Here is a 13008-nt window from a genome sequence, read left to right as displayed (position 1 = left end):
GTACCTTTTTCTGTTGCGCTTGCAGGCAGCTTCCAATATATCCGGCGGCGGGACACCCTTCCCCAACGAAGGGCTTTCTATCTGAGAGGATAGCATTATGACGAAGCTCGCCAAGCCGGACATCCGTCCGCAGAATACCCATTTTTCTTCTGGCCCCTGCTCGAAGCGCCCCGGTTGGTCGCTCGACGCTCTTTCCGACGCGGCCCTTGGCCGTTCGCACCGCGCGAAGGTCGGCAAAGCCAAGCTGAAGCAGGCCATTGATCTTACCCGTGAAATTCTGGAAGTGCCGGCGGATTACCGCATCGGCATCGTTCCCGCTTCAGACACCGGCGCCGTCGAAATGGCGCTCTGGTCGCTGCTCGGAGAGCGCGGCGTCGACATGGTCGCCTGGGAAAGCTTCGGCGCCGGCTGGGTCACCGACGTCGTCAAGCAGCTGAAGCTCAAGGACGTCCGCAAGCTCGAAGCCGGTTACGGCGAGCTGCCCGACCTCTCCACTGTCGATTTCGACCGCGACGTGGTCTTCACCTGGAACGGCACCACCTCCGGTGTCCGCGTTCCGAACGCCGATTTCATTCCGGCTGACCGCAAGGGCCTGACGATCTGCGATGCCACCTCGGCGGCCTTCGCGCAGAACCTCGACTTCGCCAAGCTCGATGTCGTCACCTTCTCCTGGCAGAAGGTTCTCGGTGGCGAAGGCGCGCACGGCGTCATCATCCTTTCGCCGCGCGCCGTCGAGCGTCTGACCACCTATCAGCCCGCCTGGCCGCTGCCGAAGATTTTCCGCATGACCAGCGGCGGCAAGCTCATCGAAGGTATTTTCACCGGCGAGACGATCAATACGCCCTCGATGCTCTGCGTCGAGGACTATATCGACGCTCTGCTCTGGGCCAAGGACCTCGGCGGTCTCAAGGCTCTGATCGGCCGCGCCGATGCCAACGCCAAGGTCATCCATGACTTCGTCGCTGCCAACGGCTGGATCGCCAATCTCTCCGCCAAGGCCGAGACGCAGTCCAACACGTCCGTCTGCCTGAAGATCGTCGACAAGGATATCGCCGCTCTAGACGAAGACGGCCAGGCGAATTTCGCCAAGGGTCTGGTCGCGCTCCTCGAAAAGGAAGGCGTCGCCTATGACGTCGGCCACTACCGCGACGCGCCTTCGGGCCTGCGTATCTGGGCTGGTGCGACGATCGAAGCCGCCGACATGCAGAAGCTGATGCCCTGGCTTTCTTGGGCCTTCGAAACGCAGAAGGCGACGCTCTCCCAGGCCGCTGCCTGAGACTTTAAGCGTTCATGGCTCCGCCGCTAGGGCGGAGCCCAGCATCCCGAATTACCTGTTTGCTTTCATGCAATCCCGCACGGAAACCGCTTCGCATTTTCCTGGAATTGCTCATCACCGCTGACCCTTTTCAGGAGGCCACCATGGCACCTCGCGTTCTCGTATCCGACGAACTGTCGGAAACCGCCGTCCAGATCTTCCGTGATCGCGGCGTCGAAGTCGATTTCCAGCCGCAGCTCGGCAAGGACAAGGACAAACTGTTCGAGATTATCGGCAATTATGATGGTCTCGCCATCCGTTCCGCCACAAAGGTGACGGAAAAGATCATCGAGGCGGCTACCAATCTCAAGGTCGTCGGCCGCGCCGGTATCGGCGTCGACAATGTCGATATTCCCGCCGCCTCGCGCCGCGGTATTATCGTCATGAACACCCCGTTCGGCAATTCGATCACAACGGCCGAGCATGCCATCGCCCTGATGTTCGCCGTTGCCCGCCAGCTTCCGTCCGCCGATGCCTCGACCCAGGCCGGCAAATGGGAAAAGTCGAAGTTCATGGGTGTCGAGATCACCGGCAAGACGCTCGGCGTCATCGGCGCCGGCAATATCGGCTCGATCGTCATTGCCCGCGCTATCGGCCTGAAGATGCATGTCGTTGCCTATGATCCCTTCCTGTCGAAGGAGCGCGCCGAGGAAATGGGTGTGATCAAGGTCGAGCTCGACGAGCTGTTCGCCCGCGCCGATTTCATCACGCTGCACGTGCCGCTGACCGACAAGACCCGCAATATCATCGACGCCAGCGCGATCGCCAAGATCAAGCCGGGCGTGCGCATCATCAATTGTGCTCGTGGCGGCCTCGTGGATGAGGCGGCGCTTGCCGCAGCCATCAAGTCCGGCCACGTCGCCGGTGCTGCCTTCGATGTCTTCGAAGTCGAGCCTGCCAAGGAAAGCCCGCTGTTCGGCCTGCCGAACGTCGTCTGCACGCCGCATCTTGGCGCGTCCACAACGGAAGCGCAGGAGAACGTCGCTCTCCAGGTTGCCGAGCAGATGGCTGATTATCTCGTCAAGGGTGCGGTTTCCAACGCGATCAACATGCCGTCGATCACCGCCGAGGAAGCGCCGATCCTGAAGCCGTTCATCAAGCTCGCCGATGTCCTCGGCGCCTTCGTCGGCCAGGTCACCGAAGAGCCGATCAAGGAAATCGAGATCCTTTATGACGGCATCACCGCCGGCATGAACACCAAGGCGCTGACGAGCGCGCTGCTGGCCGGCCTGATCCGCAACCAGGTTGCCGACGTCAACATGGTTTCGGCGCCGATCATGATCAAGGAAAAGGGCATCGTGCTTGCCGAAGTCAAGCGCGACAAGACCGGCGTCTATGACGGCTACATCAAGCTGACTGTCACCACCGACACCATGACGCGCTCTGTCGCCGGCACCGTCTTCTCCGATGGCAAGCCACGCTTCATCCAGATCAAGGGCATCAACCTCGACGCCGATGTCGGCAATCACATGGTCTATCTCGCCAATACCGACGTTCCCGGCATGATCGGCTTCATCGGCACGACGCTCGGTTCTGCCGGCGTCAACATCGCCAACTTCCAGCTCGGCCGCGACAAGCAGGGCGGCGATGCCATCGCGCTGCTCTACGTCGATGGTCCGATCAGCGATGACGTGCTTGCCAAGCTGACGGCGCATCACGCGATCCGCCAGGCCAAGCCGCTGGTGTTCAACGTCGACTAAGCCTGCCGCCTTCGCAAGGAGGCGGGAGCATCCGTTTGCTCCTCCCAAGAGCCATCCGGAAACCCGGCGTGACGCAAGTTGCGCCGGGTTTCCTTTGCTGTTGGCAGGGTTGTGGATAAGTCGGGCGGGCGGGCTATCGAGGCCGGTCAAACGGGCCTATCTCTTTGCCATGGAGGCACTGCGGAAGACTGTTTTCGGGGATGGGATGGGCAAGCCGATCGAGTGGCTGGCATGGCCCGTATCCGTGGCGATCGTGCTGTTTGCGCGAGCTGTCACCGCGGTGAGGGCGATCTGGCCCGAGAGCGGCATGCATGCAGGCCGTTGCATCTATTTTGCCAATCATTCCAGCCATGGTGATTTCATCCTCATCTGGGCCGTGCTGCCGCCTCGGCTGCGCCGGCGCGTGCGGCCCGTGGCCGGCGCCGACTACTGGCTGAAATCGAAGCTGAACAGTTTCATCGGCCGCGATGTCTTCAATGCGGTGCTGATCGAGCGGGATCGCGAGGCGCGCAAGGAAGATCCGGTGACGCAGATGACGCAGGCGCTCGATGCCGGATCCTCCCTGATCCTGTTTCCAGAGGGCACGCGCAATCTGACTGAGGTGCCGCTGCAGCCGTTCAAGAGTGGGCTCTTCCATCTCGCCCAGGCTCGCCCGGATATCGATCTCGTTCCCGTCTGGATCGACAATCTCAATCGCGTCATGCCCAAGGGCGAGTTCGTGCCCATTCCGCTGATCTGCACCGTTACCTTCGGCGAGGCGCTGCATATCGGCGAGACCGAGGAGAAGCCGGATTTCCTTGCGAGAGCCGAAGCGGCCTTGCTGGCGCTTGCGCCGAAACGGGCGGCAGACTGAGCATGAGTGCTGCCAGCGCCGATCTGATCCACCTCGTCCTCGGCATTTTCGGCGTGCTGATCGTTGCCTCCATCGTGGGCTTCGTGCTCGAGCAGCGTTTGTCGCCGGATGGATCGAATGCGGCGATCGAGAACCTGAATGCGCGCATCAAGGCCTGGTGGGTCATGGTGGTGCTGATCGGCATCGCCTTCGTGGCGGGGCGCGCCGGCGTCATCCTACTTTTTGCCTTCTGCTCCTTTGCCGCGTTGCGCGAGTTCGTGACGCTGATCAACACCAGGCGGGCCGACCATTGGGCGCTTGCGGCCGCCTTCTTCGTTGCCCTGCCGGTGCAATATTACCTGCTCTGGGCCGAGCAATACGGCATCTATTCGATTTTCATTCCCGTTTATGCCTTCCTGTTCATGCCCATCGTCGCTGTGCTGCGCGGCGATACCGAACGGTTCCTGGTGCGTATTGCCGAGGTACAATGGGCGCTGATGATCTGCGTCTTCTGCGCCTCGCATGTGCCGGCGCTGCTCACCCTGCATATTCCGGGCTATGAAGGCCGCAACGTGCTGCTGATCGCCTTCCTGGTGATCGTCGTCCAGTTGAGCGACGTGTTGCAATATGTCTGGGGCAAGCTCTTCGGGAAAACCAAGATCGCGCCACGGCTGTCGCCGTCGAAGACGGTGGAGGGCTTTGTCGGCGGGGTCATCAGCGCTTCGCTGATCGGCGCGGCACTCTGGTGGGTAACGCCGTTCACGCCGCTGCAGGCCGGCCTGCTCGCCTTTGTCATCACGATCATGGGCTTCTTCGGCGGCTTGGTGATGTCGGCGATCAAGCGGGATCGCGGCGTCAAGGACTGGGGTCATCTGATCGAAGGGCATGGCGGGCTGATCGACCGGCTGGATTCGGTCGTCTTCTCGGCGCCGATCTTCTTTCATCTCGTCCGCTTCTGGTGGTCTGTGTCATGACGGGCAGGCTGAAAGCGCTTGCCGGCAGCAGCATCGTGCATGTGCTTTTCGCGTTCCTTGCCATGGGCGGCTGGGCTGTCTTTGCCAATCGTATGCATCCGATGCCGCGCCCGTTAATTGCCGGCGTTGTGCAGGGCGTGCTTTCGGGCTGCCTGACGCTGTTTCTGAAGTCGGCCGTCGAGGCCCTGTCGCGGCGGTTCAGCGGCGTTGCGGTCCTCTGGGCGCCGCCGTTGATCGCCTGCCTCGGTTCGGCGACGATCCTGGTGACGATCCATGCCCTCAGCGGTACGCCGGAGATCCTGAAGACGATCGCGGTGCCGCTGCTGGTGTCATCGAGCTATGCGGCGATCTATAATTATTCGATTTCCGGCGGGAGGCGTCGAAGCATGACAGGTGTGGGCCATGACGGGTGAGGGAACAGGCGACAGACGGCCGCTGGCCAGCCGCAATACGCGCTGGGCGCAGGCCTTGGCGCGGCGCATGACCGCGCTTTCGGTGACGCCGAACCAGATATCGCAGGCGAGCGTGGCGATGGCGGCGCTGGCCAGCGCCAGCTTCTGGCTTTCCGGATCCGGCGGTGTCGGCATGCGAGTGGTTCTACTGGTCCTCGGGGCCTTGTTCTGCCAGTTGCGCCTGCTCTGCAACCTGCTTGACGGCATGGTCGCAGTCGAGGGCGGCAAGGGAGAAGCCGATGGACCCTTCTGGAACGAATTCCCGGATCGGATCGCCGATATGCTGATCCTTGCCGGCATCGGCTACGGCATTGGAGCGCCGGGGCTCGGCTGGGCTGCAGCCGCCTTTGCCGTGTTGACCGCCTATGTCCGTGAGCTCGGGCGTGCCACGGGCAACCCCAGCGATTTCGGCGGCCCGATGGCCAAGCAGCATCGCATGGCCGTCATCACCGCCGCGGCGCTGCTCTCCATTGTCGAGGCTCTGTGGAGTGGCGGCGTATGGGTCTTGACCGTTGCCCTCTGGATCGTCGCGATCGGGTCGGCCGTCACCGTACTGCGCCGTGGGCGCAATCTGATCGGGCATTTGAGGGCCAAGGGGTGATTCGCACTTCGGCTGACCCCTTGCGCCGGAAGGCAATCCTTTCTATATCCCTCCACAATTGAGGCGGGCTGCGAAGAGCGCAGCCCATTGCCCCGCATGATGAAAATTCGCCGCTTTTGCATGGCATTCGGCGAGAAGATTGCATCGAAGATCGTTCAAGACTGGCGGCAACGACCGTGAATACACTGGATTTTGACAAGAGGCCGGAAGATACCCGCGTCGTCGTCGCCATGTCGGGCGGCGTTGACAGCTCCGTCGTCGCCGGCATTTTGAAGCGGCAGGGCTATGATGTGCTCGGCATCACGCTGCAGCTCTATGATCATGGTGCTGCCGTACACCGCGCCGGTTCCTGTTGCGCCGGCCAGGATATCGATGATGCGCGCCGCGTCTGCGAAACGCTTGGCATCCCGCATTACGTGCTCGACTACGAGAAGCGCTTCCGCGAGACGGTGATCAATCCCTTTGCCGAGAGCTATGTCGCCGGCGAGACGCCGATCCCCTGCGTTGCCTGCAACCAGACAGTCAAGTTCGCCGACCTTCTGTTGACCGCCAAGGAACTCGGCGCCGATGCTCTGGCGACCGGCCATTACATTCGCTCGCGCCCGAACCCGTCTGCCGACAATCCTGGCCGCCGCGCGCTCTATCGCCCGGCCGATGCCGATCGCGACCAGAGCTATTTCCTCTTTGCGACGACGCAGGAGCAGATCGACTATCTGCGCTTTCCGCTCGGCGGCATGCCGAAGGCTGAGACACGCGCGCTTGCCGAGGAAATGGGCCTCGTCGTCGCCAAGAAGGCCGACAGCCAAGACATCTGTTTCGTGCCGCAGGGCAAATATTCGGATGTGATCGCCAAGCTGAAGCCGAATGCTGCGCTCGCCGGCGAGATCGTCCATCTCGACGGCCGCGTGCTCGGCCAGCATGAGGGCATTCTGCACTATACGATCGGCCAGCGCCGCGGCATCGGCATCGCCACCGGCGAGCCACTCTATGTCGTCTATCTCGACGCCCGCTCGCGCCGCGTCATCGTCGGCCCGAAGGAAGCGCTGGAAACGCACCGCGTCTATCTGCGCGACGTTAACTGGCTGGGCGATGAGACGCTGACACAGGCGGCTTCGGGCGAGGGCTTTGCCTGCTACGCCAAGGTCCGTTCCACCCGCGCACCGTCGCCGGCCGTGTTGCACAGCGATGCCAGCGGCATCTATGTCGACCTGACGGACGGCGAAGCCGGCGTCGCCCCAGGCCAGGCCTGCGCGCTATACTCGGCGCCGGGCGACGATGCCCGCGTCTATGGCGGCGGCTTCATCGAACGCTCCGAGCGCGAGCCCATTGCCGAAGCCTCGTTGAAGGCTTTGCTGGCAAGGCCGGTCGCGGCTTAAGGGGCAAGCGGCCCGGCCAAGAGAAAGCACTGATTTTTCCAAATCATCCGCTTGACACCAAGCCGAGCCGCACCTTATAAGCCGCTCAACCGACGGGCCAACGCTTTTCGAGCGACGGTTCGTTTGACCTTTGTGCATCATAGACAATTATTATGCGCAGACGTGGCGGAGTAGCTCAGTAGGTCAGAGCAGAGGAATCATAATCCTTGTGTCGGGGGTTCAAATCCCTCCTCCGCTACCATCGTTCTCCCCAATCCAAGTTTAAGTAGCGCATCAGCCGTTGTAGCTGGCTCCGATTTTCCGGTCTCTGCCGCTGGTCAAAGACATCCTCGCCAAGGAAAGTAACGAGATCCCGGAAGACCTCCGCATCGTGGGGCGTGATTGTGTACCCGGCCGTTTGCATGGCACACGTCTCCGTTCCGCCGATCGACGGCGGTCCTCTTTGTCAAATTGTCGGTAAACCTAGACCGTGGCCGGTCTTGTTTGTTCTATAAATGTTCTCATTTTAAGGAGGAGTCAAGGGCGCGCGAGAATAGGGCCGGCCGGCCGAGCGCATAGGCGCCGGCCTGGTTATCTTTCTTTGTAGTCTTCCTCTTGGTGGAAGAGCTAGGTCGTCCTATTTTTGGTTGTGGCGACTCCAGACGGCGATATCTGAAGGTTGCCGTTTGTCTTCAGCATAATCACATTTCCGGCGCTGCCGCTCTTACTCTCAATGATTTTTACAAGCCGCAGACGCTGAGGGACCCGAAATGCCAAGAATTTTGACGATCGTCTTTCGGTGCATCTGGGCGTTCGCCATAATTGCGACCGCTATAGGCTTCGGTGCGATATATGGTTGGGAAAAGCATGGTCTGGTTGCGGCCATCGCGCTTGGGTTTGTTGGTCTCGTGGTCAGCTGGCCCGCCGCCTATTCACCCGCATTGTTCTTTGAATCGTTGTGCCGATTGTTAGGCGAATTGCTAATGAGCCTAATTTGATGATCCTCGGTCGTGATGCTCTCGTCGACAGAGTGAACAAAGTGGAAGCCAGCGTCATCACGGTTCAAACGGATGTCTCAAAGATGCAGCCCGTTGTCGACAAGGTGACATCCTGGGAACAGAGAGGTATCGGTGGGTTGTTCATAGTCAGAATCGGGGCGTCTGCATTGACCCTGCTTTTGTCGCAGCTCTTCAGCCATTACATATCGAAGATGTGGCCCTGAGGCGCTTGTAAAAGACCCCCCTTGGCGCAGCTATATTCAACAGCTCATTCTCTCTCTTGGAGCGGTGGCAAAGGTTTTCTCAAAGACCTGCCATCTTGATATCATGGACTATGTCGGAGCCGTAATGGTTGACAAAGTCCCGAATAGCTACCCTTACCCTTTCCAGGGAAAAGCCTCGCCGCCAATTGGATGGATCACGCACAATTTTGTCTTTCCAAAAATCAAAATCGTGATCGATCATCGCTTGGTCGGTTGAGTCGCTCATATCTACGACCAACACCAATTTGTCGGACTTGCCGCGAGAGTCGGCGGGTGACCACCCGATCAGAAACGGGCCTTCCCCATCCAAGCTTACATGCTGCATTTCCGCGTATGCAATCGCGGTAGTTGCTGCACCCAATACGTAATGCTGTGTAATATAATCACAATCGTCTTTGATAGCGCCTTCGGCTTGAGGATCATCTAGCGGCCATATTGTGATCATCTGGTCCGCTATTGGAGCATTTGACACTTCGCTACGATCGAAATGCGCAATAAAGGACTTACAGACCATCATTAACTTTGCGTTATTTGCAGGAGTAGGTCTCGATTTCAGGGCGACCACACCATAGGCCCCCACTCCCGTGGGAGGGATTTCAGACTCTCTTAAATACGCACGAACTGGATGAAGCATCACCACTCGAGGATCTATCTCATTTAGCCCATTATTAAGCTTGTCTATGGCCTTGCCTGCGCGAACAGTTCCCCTATCGATGGTTTTACCCACTTCGCACAAGATGTCGAATGGCCCGTTGCATGCAGCTGCAGAGGAAACCGAGATACAGCCCACCAAGATTGCTACGAGCGCGAGTTTCATGGTTCGTTTCGTATTTTTCTGGGCACTTTAGTATTTTTTGTCTCTTTGACGGCAGAGAAGAGCGATCCAATGGCGCCCATCACTAAGATCGAAATAACGATCAAGAATGCCGTGCCGCTGCTGTCCGGCCGAACCCAGGCGACCAACAATATTCCGACAATTAATCCTATTCCACTGCCTGCCGATATATTCTTGAGCATGACTCCCCCCAGCCAATTCTTCGCGTCCATATCATAGCCGAAACCTCCCTATTTCGTACATCCTAACCCTTCGCAGTAATGCTCAAAATACATCGGCGCAGCCGTCCGTCCGTCCGTCATCGCTCATAGCATATTTCTGGCCCGCTGCGGCATAGACGCAGCGCTTTAAAGGGCTGCTAAGCGTTCCCATCCACTTCCCCATCCTCAACCAGCTCCCGCACCGGCAGATAGGCGTTCTTCTCCAACCATTCTTGGATGATGTAGCGGATCATGTCGTTTCGGGTCTTGCCGAGTTCGTCGGCGATGCTGTCAATCGCCTCTTCAACTTGGTCATTGAGCTCGATCGAACCCGCATTTCGGAGTACTAGAGCGGCCCTGCGCAGCAAGATCTGCAGATCGGCGCGGGACATATCGCCGATGCAATTGGCAGCGTCATCCAGCAGGCCGGCATAGTCTGTTTTCATTCCTCAGGCCACACACCAAAACCGTTTCAAACGCCCAATAGCGCATCGATTTGAGCAATCAGGGCAGCATAAGTTTCAATGTGACGGTGATATTCCGCCTTGATCTCTTCGGTAATCTCCGCCAGCGGGCCTTCGCCTTCCTGGCGAAAGTGGCGGGTATCTTTATCTTCCATCGATCGGAGCTGCTCTTCATGCTCCTCGATCTTTCGCTCATAGCTCATTCGAAGCTCACGCAAGTCCATGGCATCCTCCTCCAATCGTTCTGGCTAAGCCAATCGCACTGAACTACTTTCGCGCTGAGGAGCGTCGGGCACAATAGTCACTTGCGAAGATAGCTTTTCCGACCGTCATCGGTGAAGCAATAGTGGCCGCCACGCGGTCCAACGCAAAACAAGCCGGCTTGGCAAGAGCATTCTGCGGAGGTCGTCGGCTCCATTTCCGCAGGCGCCGATCCGAGAAGAGATGATGCTCCGCCCATATAAGCCTCGCATGATTTCTTGCTGGCGCTGACAGACCCGTCATTGCAAATGAAGGTCGATCCCTGGCAGTGATCAATGCCGCCCTTGTGGCCGCTGCACGGAGTATTGGTCGCCCACGAAGAAGCGGGCGCCAATATCAACGACGTTCCGACAAGTGCCGCCCAAACTCGCATCGGACCTAAGTTGCCAGCTTGGAACTATGCGGTTTCAAATGCTCTGCAAGCAGTTCCCGAGCCGCTGCGAATACGCCGCTGTGGTCATCGCCCTGGCTTTCCTCGAGCATTTGAAGGGCGTTCTCATAGAGATCGCGCTCTGCTTCCGCGCTGACCGCGCCGATCCGCCGAAGATGACCAATGAGCGCTGCAAGCATGGCGGAATTCGAAAGCGCCACCGCGCCGGCGGACAGGGCGGCGGCATCACGGTTGTTCGGTTTGCCGGTCATATGTTCCTCCCGAAAGTGAAGTTACTCCCAGAACGGTCGTCGCTGTAAAATAGAAGAAATATCAGAAGCCGCTTGAATGTCGATGGCGAGCATTCGCCTAGGGGTTACAGAGAAACGCTGCCATCACTTTCATTCCACGCGAGCGTTCGCTATCATCGGGCTATGCAGGAAAAATACGTCCTCCACGAAGATGAAGACGGCACTTTCGCGATCCTCGACGCCAAGTCGTACGAGGTCGTCGAGAGATCTGGCATGGCGCTGCAAAACATGGAGTGGCACTGGGTGGAATCTCCGATCTCCATCCTGGAAGCGCTCGACCGGCACAAAGAGCTTCCGAACTAACAGAGCATCCAGACTGGTGTCGGACAACAACCAGCGGAATCCCTGGAATATCGATGGGTGCGATGAATTTGGCGAGGATGACCCTATTCCGCTCGTCAGAATGGGCAGGGAACCAAAGCGAGCCATCGCCGTTCCTGACAGGCGACTTTACGCCACTGTCAGGAGAATCTAATGGCCGACATCACGCTAGACAAAGACATCAACGCGCAGATCGAAGAGCTTCGAAATCAGATCGGCAAGCTTTCAGCGGATTTGGCCAGCAGGATTGACGTTGCTTCCGAACGCGCTGACGAAGCCCTGTCGTCGGCGAAGACGAAGGTTTCCAATGTTGCTGACCAGGCGCGAACCGAAGGCAGAAATGTCGTTCAAGCCGCTAAGGAAAATCCAACGGCTACGAGTTCCATTCTTATGGCTACGGCTCTGCTGGGTCTCTTTGCCGGGCTTTTGATCGGCAAGCTGACGGACTAGTACCGCCGGCGGATATCTCTCTTCCAAGAGCAAAAGCCCGACCAGCAGCTACGCTGATTGGGCTGCCATGGTGATGGTTGCATGCACAGGCTGGTGCACCGTCGACCTCGCAGTGACCATCATCAGGCTCTCGCCATACTTTTAGCGACATCTTAGATTAGGAAACGACGATGGAAGTGAAACTTCTTGCGCGTCAGTGCGTTTGGGTGTCACGGAATTTGTGAGGATCTGGTTATGACCTCAAAAGAGAAGAGACTTGCTCGGCATATCATGGTCAAGCTTTTGCCTGTTTTCGGCGGCTTGAGCATCCTGGGGGTCGTTGTGCTTTCGATGATCGCATAGGCAGTTCGGCAAGCAAGACGATATGAAATCATTGTCGGACAAGGGGTCGCTTCTGCGGCTCTTTTTGTTGGTGCTTGAATGCAAACCGAGCGAAGTTCTTCGCGTCCGGAAGAAAAGATCGCAAGCCCTGAGCGCTGTTCTGAAGATGATCGGTAAACGGACTGAATGGAGCGAGAAGATCCGCTTATCACCGGCATTTGTAAGCGGCCATGGATAATTCATGCTAGATATCTTGCAAGACGAAACGCGCTCTGGCACCGTGCCGCCACAGGGGAACGGGGTGTTCAATGAGGATGTTTTTGGCGGCGGCCACTGCTCTGGTGGTCGCCAATTCTGTATTGGCTGCTGACGATGCCGTGAACAACGCGTTCCGGGTCTGCAAGATGATAGATAATACTGGCCTGTTCACCGCGCCGTGCCAGGTTTCCAGCCGAAAATACTCCGTCACGGCGACGATCGACTTGACGATCATCGATGCTCGGAAGGCTTGCACGCAGATCACGGGCGTTGTTTCGTCGAAGGGATTTCATTTCCCCGGCGGAGACTGGACCGTGCAGATCAGGTCGCCATCCAGCGGCGACCGATCGATTGTGTTCTGCCGGCTGCCGAAATAGCTTCCTCACGCGGACGCGTTCATCTCGTCCGCTGCAAAGGCCAACTGCAGTTCCATCAGAACCGCATGCATGAAGAGCCCAGCTTGGCGCGATATTTCGTCTTCATCCATTCCCTGTCGTTTTAGGGTGGCGGCAAAGCCCGCCATTTCCGAGCGCCAGAAGCGATTTGCTTCCTCTCCGTGAAGCTGCTGCAGGGCACTGGCGCACCGCCTGACATCGCTGGCGCGTCTGTCGGCTGGGAATGCTAAAAGCGACATAATCTCTCCGTCATTGGCGAGGCGAATCGCCTGCCTTTGTTGGCACCATCGCCGGCACTCGTTCACAAAGAATGAATTGCCCCTTCGGAGACC

At 58.6% G+C, this 13008-nt stretch carries 17 protein-coding genes and 1 tRNA gene; 12 read left to right on the top strand and 6 right to left on the bottom strand.

Going from position 1 to position 13008, the window contains the following annotated elements:
* The first annotated feature begins 97 nt into the window (after positions 1–97).
* The 9 genes from JTP94_RS34080 (at position 98) to JTP94_RS36120 (ending at position 8451) form a co-directional block, all read left to right on the top strand.
* A complete protein-coding gene (locus tag JTP94_RS34080; RefSeq protein WP_204854743.1) occupies positions 98–1276 on the top strand; it encodes a phosphoserine transaminase in 1179 nt (392 codons plus the stop codon).
* Positions 1277–1419: 143 nt separating this feature from the next.
* A complete protein-coding gene (gene serA / locus JTP94_RS34075) occupies positions 1420–3015 on the top strand; it encodes a phosphoglycerate dehydrogenase (protein ID WP_204854742.1) in 1596 nt (531 codons plus the stop codon).
* A gap of 205 nt (positions 3016–3220) precedes the next feature.
* Complete coding sequence (locus JTP94_RS34070; protein ID WP_204854741.1) at positions 3221–3868, top strand: lysophospholipid acyltransferase family protein; 648 nt, start codon at positions 3221–3223, stop codon at positions 3866–3868.
* A 2-nt stretch (positions 3869–3870) separates the two neighbouring features.
* Positions 3871–4821, top strand: coding sequence for a phosphatidate cytidylyltransferase (locus tag JTP94_RS34065; protein ID WP_204854740.1), 951 nt, complete (start codon positions 3871–3873; stop codon positions 4819–4821).
* Complete coding sequence (locus tag JTP94_RS34060; RefSeq protein WP_204854739.1) at positions 4818–5234, top strand: hypothetical protein; 417 nt, start codon at positions 4818–4820, stop codon at positions 5232–5234. Before JTP94_RS34065 ends, JTP94_RS34060 begins: the two co-directional genes overlap by 4 nt.
* On the top strand, positions 5224–5874 hold the full coding sequence (locus tag JTP94_RS34055) for a CDP-alcohol phosphatidyltransferase family protein (protein ID WP_204854738.1): 651 nt from the start codon (positions 5224–5226) through the stop codon (positions 5872–5874). Before JTP94_RS34060 ends, JTP94_RS34055 begins: the two co-directional genes overlap by 11 nt.
* A 176-nt stretch (positions 5875–6050) precedes the next feature.
* Positions 6051–7250, top strand: a complete 1200-nt coding sequence (gene mnmA / locus JTP94_RS34050; RefSeq protein WP_204854737.1) for a tRNA 2-thiouridine(34) synthase MnmA — start codon at positions 6051–6053, stop codon at positions 7248–7250.
* Positions 7251–7414: 164 nt separating this feature from the next.
* Positions 7415–7491: transfer RNA gene (locus tag JTP94_RS34045), tRNA-Met, on the top strand.
* Positions 7492–8226: 735 nt separating this feature from the next.
* Positions 8227–8451 carry a DUF1515 family protein gene (locus tag JTP94_RS36120; RefSeq protein WP_204854736.1) on the top strand — a complete coding sequence of 75 codons (225 nt, stop codon included), beginning with the start codon at positions 8227–8229 and terminating at the stop codon, positions 8449–8451.
* Positions 8452–8530: 79 nt separating this feature from the next.
* On the opposite strand, the gene JTP94_RS34035 is transcribed toward JTP94_RS36120, so the two are convergent.
* The 5 genes from JTP94_RS34035 to JTP94_RS34015 form a co-directional block, all read right to left on the bottom strand.
* Entirely contained in the window at positions 8531–9307 is a 777-nt protein-coding gene (locus tag JTP94_RS34035) for a hypothetical protein (protein WP_204854735.1), read from the bottom strand.
* A complete protein-coding gene (locus JTP94_RS34030; RefSeq protein ID WP_204854734.1) occupies positions 9304–9507 on the bottom strand; it encodes a hypothetical protein in 204 nt (67 codons plus the stop codon). Before JTP94_RS34030 ends, JTP94_RS34035 begins: the two co-directional genes overlap by 4 nt.
* Before the next feature lie 176 nt (positions 9508–9683).
* Positions 9684–9971: a ribbon-helix-helix domain-containing protein gene (locus JTP94_RS34025; RefSeq protein ID WP_204854733.1), complete on the bottom strand. Its 288-nt coding sequence runs from the start codon at positions 9969–9971 to the stop codon at positions 9684–9686.
* Between the two features lie 26 nt (positions 9972–9997).
* Positions 9998–10213: a hypothetical protein gene (locus tag JTP94_RS34020; protein ID WP_204854732.1), complete on the bottom strand. Its 216-nt coding sequence runs from the start codon at positions 10211–10213 to the stop codon at positions 9998–10000.
* A gap of 415 nt (positions 10214–10628) precedes the next feature.
* Complete coding sequence (locus JTP94_RS34015; protein WP_204854731.1) at positions 10629–10892, bottom strand: hypothetical protein; 264 nt, start codon at positions 10890–10892, stop codon at positions 10629–10631.
* A gap of 162 nt (positions 10893–11054) precedes the next feature.
* Here JTP94_RS34015 and JTP94_RS34010 point away from each other — a divergent pair, with 162 nt between their 5' ends.
* The 3 genes from JTP94_RS34010 to JTP94_RS34000 all read left to right on the top strand — a co-directional run bounded on the left by JTP94_RS34010 (position 11055) and on the right by JTP94_RS34000 (position 12658).
* Complete coding sequence (locus JTP94_RS34010; RefSeq protein WP_204854730.1) at positions 11055–11234, top strand: hypothetical protein; 180 nt, start codon at positions 11055–11057, stop codon at positions 11232–11234.
* Positions 11235–11405: 171 nt separating this feature from the next.
* Entirely contained in the window at positions 11406–11702 is a 297-nt protein-coding gene (locus JTP94_RS34005) for a hypothetical protein (RefSeq protein ID WP_204854729.1), read from the top strand.
* Between the two features lie 635 nt (positions 11703–12337).
* Positions 12338–12658 carry a hypothetical protein gene (locus JTP94_RS34000; RefSeq protein WP_246755444.1) on the top strand — a complete coding sequence of 107 codons (321 nt, stop codon included), beginning with the start codon at positions 12338–12340 and terminating at the stop codon, positions 12656–12658.
* 5 nt (positions 12659–12663) lie between these two features.
* Here the strand turns inward: JTP94_RS34000 and JTP94_RS33995 are convergent, their stop codons facing one another.
* Positions 12664–12915: a DUF6074 family protein gene (locus tag JTP94_RS33995; RefSeq protein WP_034503679.1), complete on the bottom strand. Its 252-nt coding sequence runs from the start codon at positions 12913–12915 to the stop codon at positions 12664–12666.
* Between the last annotated feature and the right edge of the window lie 93 nt (positions 12916–13008).

The organism is Martinezella lusitana (assembly GCF_016901135.1).
Taxonomy (GTDB): Bacteria; Pseudomonadota; Alphaproteobacteria; order Rhizobiales; family Rhizobiaceae; genus Rhizobium; species Rhizobium lusitanum_D.
Note: the sequence above shows the minus strand (reverse complement) of the source record. Positions and strands in the feature narration are given on the sequence as shown.